Raw genomic sequence first — 11636 nt, 5'->3', positions numbered from 1 at the left:
TCGCTGGACGGCGTTGCCATCGGCATCCTCGAGGCCCCGAAGACCTGGCATGTGCTCGAGTTCAAGACCCATGGAGTCAAGAGCTTCACTGAGCTGACCGCCAAAGGCGTGGTGCAGGCCAAGCCCCAGCATGCCGCGCAGATGCAGATCTACATGCACCTGACGGGGATCACCCGCGCACTGTATGTGGCGGTCTGCAAGGACACCGACGCGCTGCATATCGAGCGCATCGAGGCCGACAGCGCCATGGCCGAGCGTCTGCTGGACAAGGCCGGGCGCGTCATTTTCGCCCAGCATCCGCCTTCGCGGATCAGCGAGGACCCGGCCTGGTTCGAATGCCGGTTCTGCGATCACCATGCCGTCTGCCACGAGGGTGGTGGGGCGGCCGTGACCTGCCGGTCCTGTCTGCATGCGACGCCCGTTGACGGCGGCTGGCACTGCGCCCGCCACGACCGGATGCTGGCACCTGCCGAGCAACGCGCGGCCTGCAACCGCCATCTCTTCATCCCCGATCTCGTTCCGGGCGAGGTCATCGATGCGGGCGACGATCTCGTCACCTACCGCATGGCCGATGGCTCGACCTGGGCAAACGACGCCCGCACAACGGAGGCCGCGCCATGCTGACCCTGCGCCCCTATCAACAGGCCGCGATCACTGCGATCTACGGCTATTTCCAGAACAACAAGGGCAACCCGCTGGTGGTGATCCCGACCGCTGGAGGCAAGTCCCTCGTCATGGCCGCCTTCATCGAGGGCGTGCTGAAGGCATGGCCCGACCAGCGCATCCTAATCGTGACCCATGTGCGCGAATTGATCGCCCAGAACCATGCCGAGATGATCGGGATCTGGCCCGAGGCCCCGGCCGGTATCTATTCGGCGGGCTTGGGCAAGCGCGAGGCAAAGGCTCGCATTCTCTTCGCTGGCATCCAGTCGATCCACGGCCGTGCGGCTGAGATCGGCCACACGGATCTCGTGCTGATCGACGAGGCACATCTCATCCCCGGCAATTCTAGCACCATGTACCGCCGCTTCCTTGATGCCCTTACCCGCATCAACCCGGCGCTCAAGGTGATCGGGCTGACCGCCACGCCGTTCCGCTTGGACAGCGGCATGCTGCATGAGGGCAAGAACGCGCTCTTCACAGACATTGCCCATGAAGCCCCGGTCCGCGATCTGATCGACGCTGGATATCTGAGCCCGCTCGTGTCGAAACAGCCCGCCACGCGGCTGGATGTCTCGAAGGTCGGCACCCGCGCAGGCGATTTCATCCAGCGTGATCTTGCGGCTGCCGTCGATCAGGAGGCCATTACGCGAGCTGCCGTCACCGAAATTATCGAGCACGGACGCGACAGGAAGTCCTGGCTGGCCTTCTGTTCGGGTGTTGAGCACGCCCGCCATGTCGCTGAAGAGTTTGCCTGCCAAGGCATCACCTGCCGCACCATCTTCGGCGACACGCCGAAGGACGAGCGCGATGCCATCATTGCCGCCTTCAAGCGCGGCGAAATCCGCGCGCTGGCCTCGATGGGCGTGCTGACCACCGGCTTCAATGCCCCCGCTGTTGACCTGATCGCGCTCCTGCGCCCCACCAAGTCGGCAGGCCTCTATGTGCAGATGGTGGGTCGCGGCACGCGCCTCGCGCCGGGCAAGGAAAACTGCTTGGTCCTTGACTTCGCCGGCAATGTTCGCCGCCACGGGCCGATTGATCTGGTGCGGCCCCGGCGGCCGGGCGAGGCCGGTGGCGGTGAGGCCCCAACCAAGCTCTGCCCGGAATGCGACAGCATCATCGCACTTTCGGCGGCTGAATGCCCGGACTGCGGTTACGCCTTTCCGGCCCAGGCGGTAAAAATCGCCCCCACTGCGGCCACGCTCCCAGTCCTGTCGCCGAAGGTCCAATGGCTGCCCGTGCATGGCGTCTCCTACAGCCGCCATGACAAGCTGGGCGGGCTGCCGTCGCTCAAGATCACCTATAGCTGCGGGCTGAAGTCCTACAGCGAATGGGTCTGCATTGAGCACCCGGGCTATGCCCGGCAGAAGGCCGCGGAGTGGTGGCGCAAGCGCGCCCCAGGCTGCCCGGTGCCGCTCAGCGTGGACGAGGCCATTTTGCAGTCTGCGCGTCTTGCCCGCCCTAGCGCAATCTCGGTCCGTCCCTCGGGCCGCTATGTCGAAGTCTCCGGCCACAGGTTTAACCCATGCGCGAACTCCACACCGGCCTCTGCGTCGTCTGCCACCGGCAACCTCGTGGGTTTGGCTGGTTCAACCCACACTATCGGCTCTCCGACCCGCGGCGCGATGCCAGCCGCAAGCACCTCTGCAGCCGGACCTGCCAGGACATCTGCCATGGGAGGAAGGGCATGATTGATCCCACCCCGAACGAGGCCGAGGCGATGACCGTCGGCGGCCAGATGGGCGGCGAGTATCTCGAGCATATCGGCAAGTCCGATCTCGCCACCCTGACCGAGACCGAATGGGACCGCTTCATCGATGCGGTCGTCACCGGATATTGCGACTACCTGCGCGAGCTTGCGGCCAAGGACCGCAAACGCCTCGACGCCATGACCCCCGAGGTACCTTTCTGATGGCCGACACATCCTTCATGGCGCGCTTCGGCGCGCGGCTCGTCACAAATGGCTATGCCATCCTGCCCATCGGCCCGGGAACGAAGAAGCCCGGCCGCTTCCAGCGCGGGGCTTGGGCGGACTACCCGGAATGGAACCGCCATGCCGAGCGCGGCACCACCGAGGTTGAGGTTACCACATGGGCCAGCTGGCCGGAGTGCGGTGTGGGCATTGTCGGCGGTGCCGTGGCCGCCGTCGATATCGACATCAAAGATGATGCTGACCTTGCCTTTCGGATTGAGAAACTGGCGCGTGAACGCCTCGGTGATACACCCGCTCTGCGTATTGGTCGGGCGCCAAAACGCATGCTGGTCTATCGCACGGCTGCGCCGTTCCGGGGTATCAAACGCCATCCTCTGGAGGTGCTCTGCCTCGGGCAGCAGTTCGTGGCCTATGCCATCCACCCTGACACTGGCGCGCCCTATGCCTGGCCCGAGGAGGGTCTGGCGGATATCGACATCACCGACCTGCCGGAAATCACGGCCGAAGCTGCGGTGGCGTTTCTCGCGGAGGCCTATGCGCTGCTGCCGGAAACGCTGCGGCAGCGCGGACTGGCTTCCAATGCACCAGCCGGTGACATCGCGCGTAGCCACAGCCAGATCGGAACCTTGCCCGCAATCGAGGCGGCGCTTGCTTGGTTGCCGAATGCCGAGTTGGATTATGATAGCTGGATGCGCGTCGGCATGGCCCTGAAAGGGGCGCTTGGCGAGGCCGGGGCCGATCTCTTTGCCGACTGGTCCGCGCAGGCGGCGAAGGATGTGCCAACCACCACGATGAAGGCCTGGACCAGCTTCAAGCCCGACCGGATCGGGGCTGGCACGATCTACCATCTCGCCATGGAACGCGGGTGGCAGCCGGACGCGGAGCTTCGCCTAGATGGAAGCGCGCCCGAGGCCGAGAACCATCCGGCGGCGGGCCTGCTGGCGAGGCTGGATTTTGCAACAGCGGCAGCGTCTCTGGCCCCAGCCACACCGCCGTTCTCGCTGGCTATTCCTGACGGGTTGGTGGGTGATCTCACCGATTACATGCTGACCACGGCCCGCCGTCCGCAGCCGCTTTTGTCGCTTGGTGCCAGCCTTTGCGCCATCGGCGCGCTGATGGGTCGGAACTACCGGACCGAGAGCAACCTGCGCTCGAACCTCTATGTTGTGGGCATCGCTGACAGCGGGTCTGGCAAGAACCACGCCCGCGAAATCATCAACGAGACCTTCTTCGAGGCGGGGCTCGCCCATCACCTCGGCGGCAACAAGATCGCCTCCGGCGCGGGGCTATTGACCGCACTGCACCGCCAGCCCGCGATCCTCTTCCAGATCGACGAGTTCGGCATGTTCCTGTCAGCTGCTGCAGACCGCAAGCGCAGCCCGCGCCATATCACCGAGATCCTCGACAACATGACCGAGCTTTACACCTCGGCCGGCGGGATCTTCCTTGGCGCGGAATACGCAAACCGGGACGGCACCAACGAGCGGCGCGACATCAACCAGCCCTGCCTCTGCGTCTATGGCACCACGACGCCGCTGCATTTTTGGGGGGCGCTGCAGGGGGCAAACGTGGTTGATGGCTCGCTTGCCCGTTTCTTGATCCTGCCCAGCGACGAGGACTACCCCGACGAGAACATTGCCGTCGGCATCCGGCAGGCCCCGCCCGCGCTGATCCAGGGGCTGCAACTGATAGCGGCGGGCGGAGGGGGCAAGAAGGGCAATCTGACAGGCAAAACCGCCGATCAGAACACTGCCGTGAACCCTATGATCGTGCCCATGACCGAAGAGGCCCGGGCCCGGTTCCGCCAGCTCAGCATCGAGCTGACCGAGGAATTGCGCGCCGCGGCTGGCACGGCCTTCACGGCCATCCTCGCCCGCATCGGGGAAAACGCCTTGAAGCTTGCGCTCATCGTGGCGGTGGGTCGTGATCCAGCAACGCCCGAGATCGAGATCACGGCGGCGGATTGGGCCATCAATTTCGTGCTGCACTACGCGCAGCGAACGATGGAGGCGGTCGAGCGGCATGTCGCGGACACCGAGACCGAGGCACACCTGAAGCGGCTGAAGGAAATCATCCGCGCCTCCGGGTCCAAGGGGATCACCAAATCCGAGATTACCCGGGCCTCGCAATGGCTGAAATCGCGCGACCGGGACGAGATCCTGCTGACCCTGATCGAGAGCGGGGACATTACCACTGGCATGCGCGGCTCATCGACTAGGCAGGCCATGGTCTATCGCATGGCCCGCTGGGTCGGCCCCTGGCGGGATGCTTCAGGGCGCAAAATCCTGCAGAAGGAACCTTGATCATGTGTAACCATCTGACAATTATGCCAAAATTGAGATCTGTCACGTCCTTCAATCTTTCAAGAGAACACCTATCCCCCTACGCGTGTACGCGCGCGCGGTATAAATAGAGAATGACTACCCCCTATAACTATATAATAATATGAAATATATATATTATATAGGTACGCCAAGGGGTTAGGTGGCGAAAAGCTTCCACTGAACCCCTCATGGGTCTAGAAAGAACTGCCGGGCGGCCCGCTCGCCCCGCGCCTGACATGACCAGACCACCCTTCGGGGCCTGGCGAGACCGCAGCCTTCACCGGCCAGCCTTCTCGCCACGCTCGCCAAAGCGAAGAGGAGGTCTCCATGACCCAACCCGAAAACACCCCGCGCTGTGTGCTGGCGCTCGATCTCGGCACGACCACAGGCTGGGCGATCCGCGGCCATGACGGTCTGATCACAACCGGAACGGCCAGCTTCAAACCCGGTCGCTACGATGGCGGCGGCATGCGCTATCTGCGCTTTACGAACTGGCTGACGGAGTTGGACCGGCTGTCCGGGCCCATTTCAGCGATCTGGTTCGAGGAGGTGCGCCGCCATGCGGGCACTGACGCCGCCCATGTCTACGGTGGGCTCATGGCCTCGCTGACCTCGTGGAGCGAATTGCGCGGCGTGCCCTACGAGGGCGTGCCGGTGGGCACGATCAAGCGGCACGCCGCCAGCAAGGGCAACGCCTCCAAAGAGGCCATGATCGCCGCCGCCCGTGCGCGTGGTTATAGCCCGGCGGACGACAACGAAGCTGATGCCATCGCCATCCTGCACTGGGCTCTGGACAACCGGGGAGGTGCAGCATGAGGCTCTACCCCAAAGGCTACGGCGGCCAGCGCCGGGATCCCGAACAAGTCAAACGGGACGGCTGGCACGAACAGGGTGTGTTGGCAGTGAGCGCCAACGACCACCGGCTGACTTGGCCAGAGCGCGCCTTGGTCGAACAGCTCGGCACAAAGCTCTATGGCAAGCGTGTCGAAGGCAGGGAGGTGCGTCATGGCTGACCACATCTGGACCGCAGACGATGTCGCCGATCATTTCGAGGAAGCGTTCGGCACCCTACGCAAGCTGCCGCCGGTGAGGGTGCAGGGATACTTTAACGCCTGGCCCCAGATCGTGCGGTCGGAAAAGGAGATCCTCGCGATGGAGCCCGAGCCCATGCGTATCCGCCCTTCGATCGCTGCCATCACGCGGCTTGAGCAGACCTTTGACTGGGTGCTGTGGCTAGACGAAGACGAACGCCGGCTGATCTGGTGGAGAGCGGCCCGCCGTCCCTGGAAGGAGATCACCTACGAATTGGGCGTGGATCGCAGCACCGCTTGGCGGCAGCACAAGCTCGCGTTGACCAAGATTGCGGCGCGGCTCAATGCTGCAGCTGCATAAAGTGTTGCAACACTTTTCCTTTCGACAATTGCAACAAATCCATGCTATCTGAAAGGCATGATGGGGAGAGTGCGTTGCAAAGACGTCTCTCCCCGTTTTTGTGATGGATTTGGTTGTTTCGAAGCGGTTTAAATGGTGATCGGTTTTCCGGAAAAACTGTCTCCATTCAAAATGTTGCACCGCGTAACCCATTGAAATTGAACGGGTCCCTCCTGTTCATGACCGTATTCGGGGGGGCGAGGCCCGAGGGTTTCCCAGTGACACCCCTGAAAATACCCGTTTCGTTTCGGTTTGCGCCGAACCCCAACAAAACAAAGGCCTGACGGCCTCGAAACCTACGCCTGAACCGAAACGGGGATCTGACCCCATTTCGCTTTGGCCCTCAGACCCGTTTCGCTTTCGGGCATCCTCAAGGACAATACCATGGACGTCGTCGACCTGCCGCTCGAGCAGATCATTCCCTATGCGCGCAACCCGCGGCGCAACGAGCAGGCGATCGCAACGGTCGCGGCCTCGATCCAGGAGTTCGGATGGCGGCAGCCCATCGTTGTCGACGAGGCGATGGTCGTGCTGGCCGGGCACACGCGATTGGAAGCGGCGCGCAAGCTCGGATTCAAGACAGTGCCGGTGCATGTCGCCAAGGGGCTGACCGCGTCTCAGGCGCGCGCTTTCCGGATCATGGACAACCGTTCGGGCGAGAACGCCGAATGGGACAAGGACCTCTTGAACCTCGAACTGGCGGACTTGCTGGAGGCGGATTTCGACCTCGGGCTAACGGGCTTCACAGACGACGAGTTGAACGCGTTGATGTCGAGCCTTGAGGAAGGCACCGGCCTGAAGGAAGGCGAAAACGAGGTTCCGGAAACCCCCGAGGTTCCGATCAGCCGCCCGGGCGATCTCTGGATCCTCGGGAACCACCGGCTGCTCTGCGGCGACAGCACGGTTGCCACGGATGTCGAGAGAGTACTGAACGGCGTAAAGCCGCTCTTGCTTGTCAGCGATCCACCGTACGGGGTTGAATACGATCCCAGTTGGCGCAACCAGGCAGGGGCGGCCAAGACAAAGCGCACCGGCAAGGTACTGAATGACGACCGCGCTGACTGGCGCGAGGCCTGGGCTCTCTTCCCCGGCGACGTCGCCTATGTCTGGCATGGCGCGCTGCACGCGGCGACCGTGGCGGAAAGCCTGGAAGCTTGCGGGTTCACCATCCGATCCCAGATCATCTGGGCCAAGGACCGACTGGTTCTGAGCCGCGGGGATTATCACTGGCAGCACGAGCCCGCCTGGTATGCCGTGCGCAAATCCGGCAAGGGCCACTGGGCGGGCGACCGCAAGCAGACCACGCTTTGGCAGATTGCCAACAAGGATCAGGACGAGAAGACCGTGCATGGGACGCAGAAGCCGGTCGAGTGCATGCGGCGGCCGATCCTGAACAACTCGAGCCCGGGTCAGGCGGTCTACGAGCCTTTCATGGGATCGGGCACCACGCTGATCGCCGCCGAGATCACGGGCCGCGTCTGCCTCGGTATTGAGCTAAACCCGGCTTACGTCGATGTGGCGGTCCAGCGTTGGCAAAACTTCACCGGGAAACAGGCCGTCCTCGAGAAGGGCGACAAGATGTTCGACGACCTGAAGTCGGAGCGCATCGCAGCATGACTCAGTCCCGCAAAATGTCATTGGTTGAAGCGGTGACAAACGTCGCGGTCGGTTACGTCCTCGCGGTGATCACGCAGATCATGGTCTTTCCTTGGTTCGGTCTCGACGCTGCGGTTGGTGAACATCTGGCCATTGGCCTGGCGTTCGTCGGTGTTTCGCTGGTGCGTGGGTATCTCCTCAGGCGGCTATTCGAGGCAATCCGAGTGCGGGGCTAGGCCACGTGCCGGGCTCGCTTGTGCGCTGATCTGTGTCTCCCCATATCCTGCGGGGCTATTCCGGAGGATTGGCTATGCAGGGATATGCACGCACGGCCATGTTGATGGCATTGATGACGGCGCTCTTCATGGGTGTCGGCTGGCTGCTTGGTGGCAGCGGTGGAGCCGTTCTGGCGTTGGTGATGGCTGCCGGCATGAACGTCGTCACTTGGTGGAACTCTGATCGGATCGTGCTGTCGATGCAGGGGGCTCGGCCGGCCACGGGCCCTGAGACGCGCGGCCTCAATCATATGCTGATGGAACTGTCGCGGAACGCCGGCATGCCTGTGCCGGCGCTCTATATCATCGACACCGTCCAGCCGAATGCCTTTGCGACGGGCCGGAGCCCGGACCGCGCTGCGGTGGCCGTGACTCGCGGCCTTTTGCAAAGCCTGAGCCGGGAGGAGCTCGCGGCGGTGATTGCTCATGAGCTCGCGCACATACGCAACCACGACACGCTCATCATGACGGTGACGGCGACCTTTGCGGGAGCGATCTCGATGCTGGCGAACTTCGCGATGTTCTTTGGCGGCCGCCGGGACAACCCGCTCGGGATCGTCGGGGTTCTTGTCATGATAATCGTGGCGCCGCTGGCGGCCTTGCTGGTGCAGATGGCGATCAGTCGCGGCCGTGAATACGAAGCCGACCGGCTTGGTGCGGAGATCTGCGGGAATCCGATGTGGCTCGCCTCAGCGCTTACCAGGATCCAGAGGTTGGCCTCGCGGATCGACAACCATGCCGCCGAGCGCAATCCGGGTATGGCGCACATGTACATCATCAACCCACTGCATGCGCATGGTTATGACAACCTATTTGCCACCCATCCGAGCACGGAGAACCGAGTGGCGGCCCTGCAGGAGCTTGCGCGGCGGGGCGGCGGGTATCGGCGTGAGCAGTCATCACTGCGGCGCTCACAGCGCCAAAGTCCATGGGGATGAAGACGACCCAAAGAATAAGGCCAGCGTGAAGCTGGCCTCAAGTGCTACGTCTGAGCTTTGAAAGCTCTCGAAGGGGTGAGATGACCGTAGGACCGCACGCATCGATTCTACAAGTACAGGCAGCGGTCACGGTTCTGGCAGCCAATCGGGTGCTCGGTTCTTGAGCGTTCTGCGGTGCACTCTCTTAGTTTTGTCGCCGATTATGGACACGACGCTTTGTCTGCTTGCTTACGTTTCGGCTGGCCCCAGAAAAGGTTCCCCTTTGCTTGCCGTCAGGATGTTGCGACGTAGCAGATGCATCGGCCATGATTGCCCCGGTCGAATTGGATGATCGACACGAGAGGTCGGACACGATGGCAGGCAGACAGGATCACTGGAACAGTGTTTATCGTGGGCGATCCGAGGAAGAACTGACATGGTTTGAGGAAACACCGTCCACTTCCCTCAAACTTGTCAGATTGTATCTGAAACCCGGCGACAACTTGATCGACATTGGCGCTGGTGCGTCGCGGCTGGTGGATGCGCTATTGGATGATGGTTTCACGTCGCTATCGGTGCTGGACCTTTCGGGCTCAGCTCTCGATCTCAGCAGAGAGAGACTTGGCACTCGTGGCGACAGCGTGGAGTGGATTGAAGCTGATGTGACGAGCTGGCGACCGCGCCGGGCCTATGCAGTTTGGCATGATCGAGCGGTGTTTCACTTTCTGACCCAGGGAGATGAGCGGCAAGCCTATGCGAATGTGATGGCCGAAGCGCTTCAACCTGCTGGCGTCGCGATCATCGCGACATTCGCGGATGATGGGCCGGAGAAATGCTCTGGGTTGCCGGTGGTCCGTTATACTTCTGAGGGGCTGGCGCAGGTGTTGAACAGTCTGGTGCCGGGCAAATTTGAGATGATCAACTCACGACGTCATGTCCACATAACGCCCAAGGGCAATCGGCAGAGCTTTCAATACAGCGTGTTCCGCAGGAAGCACCCGTGATGGAAAACCTCCGCCCAATGAGGGCGGGGGTTTCGAGAAACCTCGGCGATGTCGGATCAGGCGGTTGGAAGTCTGTAAACCCGCCCACGTCCATCGACCTTGTGCGAGGTCACTTTGAGCCCGAGCTTTCTTTTAAGCGCTCCGGCCATAGCGCCCCTGATAGTGTGAGCCGCCCAGTCGAGGGCGACCATGATCTCCTCAATCGTCGCGCCGTCTGGCGCGCGCAGCATCGCGATCAGTTTGGCTTGCTTGGTGCCTTCGCGCGGTATGCGCGTTTTTGGCGCGGCCGTCTGTTCAGTAGGGGTAACGTACTCAGGGTCCTCGGTCGGCGCGTGGTCCGCCTCGATTCCGATTGCGGCGAGGCCGGCGTTGGTGGCGACCAGCGTAAGGCCGTGGCCGTCGCCGGTTTCCCGCCAGACGGGCTCGCCCTTGCGTATGTCGGCGGCGACCTCTTCGAGGTAGCCCTTGCCGAGCATTGCCCCGACCACCTTGGTGGCGGCGCCACCCCGTAGGCTGTCTGGCAGCGGCAGGGCGATGTGTTCGGGCCGTTGTGCAGCGGCGCTCAAGATCAGGGCTTGGGTTTCGGAAAGCTGGGGCATCGTCGTCTTCCGTGTTGGGGCGCGCGGCATGCGGGCCCTTCTACGAGGCCACGCCCCGCACGGCGGGGCTGACGCGTTGGCCGGGCTGTCTCACTCAGCGTGTTCGCCTTCCTTGAAGGCGCTGTCGGTGATGCGCTGCAAGAGCTCGGCGTAATAATCGAGGTTGCCGACATGCCCCCAATGGACCTCGTCGGGATGGGTGTTGAAGTGATCTGAGCTCAGCGCCTGTAGCCGTACGAGCATCGCATCGATCGCGGCTTTTTTGGCGATGAACGCGTCTTGTGCTGTCGGCCGGCTGCTCATGTCGATGGCTCCTGAATTGTCTTGGGTGTTGTCTTGAGCTTCGCTCTGGCGGCCAAGTTGATCCAGTATAATCGTAGCAATTACATGGCTTTGATCGGGGGGAGGGGGTCATATCATGTCGTCGGCAACCCAACCCATCGGCGTGATCGCGCGGTTGCTCGACCTTTCGGAACGGCGGGTCCAGCAGTTGAGCCGCGAGGGCGTGATCCCCAAGGCCGAACGCGGCCAGTATGATCTGATTGGATCGGTCCGCGGCTATGTCCGTTATCTGCGCGATCAGGCGGTAAAGGCGCAGGCGGGCGCGCCAGACTATGCTGCCGAACGGGCCCGATTCATCCGAGCACGCGCTGACCTCGCTGAAATGGAAGCCGAAGAAAAGCGCCGCTCGCTGATTGCGGCGGACCAGATCGAGGCGGCCTGGATCGCGGTGCTGGCGCTCCTGAGAACCCGCCTCTTGGCCCTGCCTGACCGGCTAGCACCACAAGCCTTTGAACAATCAACCGTCGGAGACACCCGGAACCTGATCCGCGCCGCCATCCGCGAGGTGCTCGATGATCTCGCGCAGCCAGACATTGAACTTGAAGCCCACAT

Annotated in this window: 13 protein-coding genes and 1 pseudogene; 12 read left to right on the top strand and 2 right to left on the bottom strand. The window is 62.6% G+C overall.

The window, feature by feature from the left end:
- From JJ869_RS18195 to JJ869_RS18145, 11 genes and pseudogenes are all read left to right on the top strand, one after another.
- Positions 1–624: pseudogene (locus tag JJ869_RS18195) on the top strand (hypothetical protein); the annotation flags it as partial.
- A complete protein-coding gene (locus tag JJ869_RS18190) occupies positions 618–2354 on the top strand; it encodes a DEAD/DEAH box helicase (RefSeq protein ID WP_292269237.1) in 1737 nt (578 codons plus the stop codon). The pseudogene JJ869_RS18195 and the gene JJ869_RS18190, both read left to right, overlap by 7 nt.
- On the top strand, positions 2351–2575 hold the full coding sequence (locus tag JJ869_RS18185) for a DUF6511 domain-containing protein (RefSeq protein ID WP_292269235.1): 225 nt from the start codon (positions 2351–2353) through the stop codon (positions 2573–2575). Before JJ869_RS18190 ends, JJ869_RS18185 begins: the two co-directional genes overlap by 4 nt.
- Complete coding sequence (locus JJ869_RS18180) at positions 2575–4899, top strand: PriCT-2 domain-containing protein (RefSeq protein ID WP_292269234.1); 2325 nt, start codon at positions 2575–2577, stop codon at positions 4897–4899. The genes JJ869_RS18185 and JJ869_RS18180 overlap by 1 nt, the downstream gene beginning before the upstream one ends.
- Before the next feature lie 348 nt (positions 4900–5247).
- Positions 5248–5736 carry a hypothetical protein gene (locus JJ869_RS18175; protein WP_292269232.1) on the top strand — a complete coding sequence of 163 codons (489 nt, stop codon included), beginning with the start codon at positions 5248–5250 and terminating at the stop codon, positions 5734–5736.
- Positions 5733–5933: a hypothetical protein gene (locus JJ869_RS18170; RefSeq protein WP_292269230.1), complete on the top strand. Its 201-nt coding sequence runs from the start codon at positions 5733–5735 to the stop codon at positions 5931–5933. The genes JJ869_RS18175 and JJ869_RS18170 overlap by 4 nt, the downstream gene beginning before the upstream one ends.
- On the top strand, positions 5926–6312 hold the full coding sequence (locus JJ869_RS18165) for a DUF6362 family protein (protein ID WP_292269227.1): 387 nt from the start codon (positions 5926–5928) through the stop codon (positions 6310–6312). Before JJ869_RS18170 ends, JJ869_RS18165 begins: the two co-directional genes overlap by 8 nt.
- A gap of 423 nt (positions 6313–6735) precedes the next feature.
- Positions 6736–7968 carry a DNA modification methylase gene (locus JJ869_RS18160; protein WP_292269226.1) on the top strand — a complete coding sequence of 411 codons (1233 nt, stop codon included), beginning with the start codon at positions 6736–6738 and terminating at the stop codon, positions 7966–7968.
- Complete coding sequence (locus JJ869_RS18155; protein ID WP_292269225.1) at positions 7965–8183, top strand: hypothetical protein; 219 nt, start codon at positions 7965–7967, stop codon at positions 8181–8183. Before JJ869_RS18160 ends, JJ869_RS18155 begins: the two co-directional genes overlap by 4 nt.
- Before the next feature lie 74 nt (positions 8184–8257).
- Entirely contained in the window at positions 8258–9160 is a 903-nt protein-coding gene (htpX, locus tag JJ869_RS18150) for a zinc metalloprotease HtpX (protein WP_292269222.1), read from the top strand.
- A 305-nt stretch (positions 9161–9465) separates the two neighbouring features.
- Positions 9466–10143 (top strand): class I SAM-dependent methyltransferase, encoded by a 678-nt coding sequence (locus JJ869_RS18145; RefSeq protein ID WP_292269219.1) that lies wholly within the window; start codon positions 9466–9468, stop codon positions 10141–10143.
- 56 nt (positions 10144–10199) lie between these two features.
- Here JJ869_RS18145 and JJ869_RS18140 read toward each other — a convergent pair whose 3' ends face one another.
- Complete coding sequence (locus JJ869_RS18140) at positions 10200–10742, bottom strand: DUF3489 domain-containing protein (RefSeq protein ID WP_292269218.1); 543 nt, start codon at positions 10740–10742, stop codon at positions 10200–10202.
- 90 nt (positions 10743–10832) lie between these two features.
- A complete protein-coding gene (locus tag JJ869_RS18135; protein WP_292269216.1) occupies positions 10833–11045 on the bottom strand; it encodes a hypothetical protein in 213 nt (70 codons plus the stop codon).
- Positions 11046–11160: 115 nt separating this feature from the next.
- Between JJ869_RS18135 and JJ869_RS18130 the strand changes: the two genes are divergently transcribed.
- On the top strand, positions 11161–11636 hold a 476-nt coding region (locus JJ869_RS18130; RefSeq protein WP_292269213.1), incomplete at its 3' end, for a terminase small subunit, Nu1.

It is taken from the genome of Marivita sp. (assembly GCF_017643905.1).
Classification (GTDB): domain Bacteria; phylum Pseudomonadota; class Alphaproteobacteria; order Rhodobacterales; family Rhodobacteraceae; genus Marivita.
Note: the sequence above shows the minus strand (reverse complement) of the source record. Positions and strands in the feature narration are given on the sequence as shown.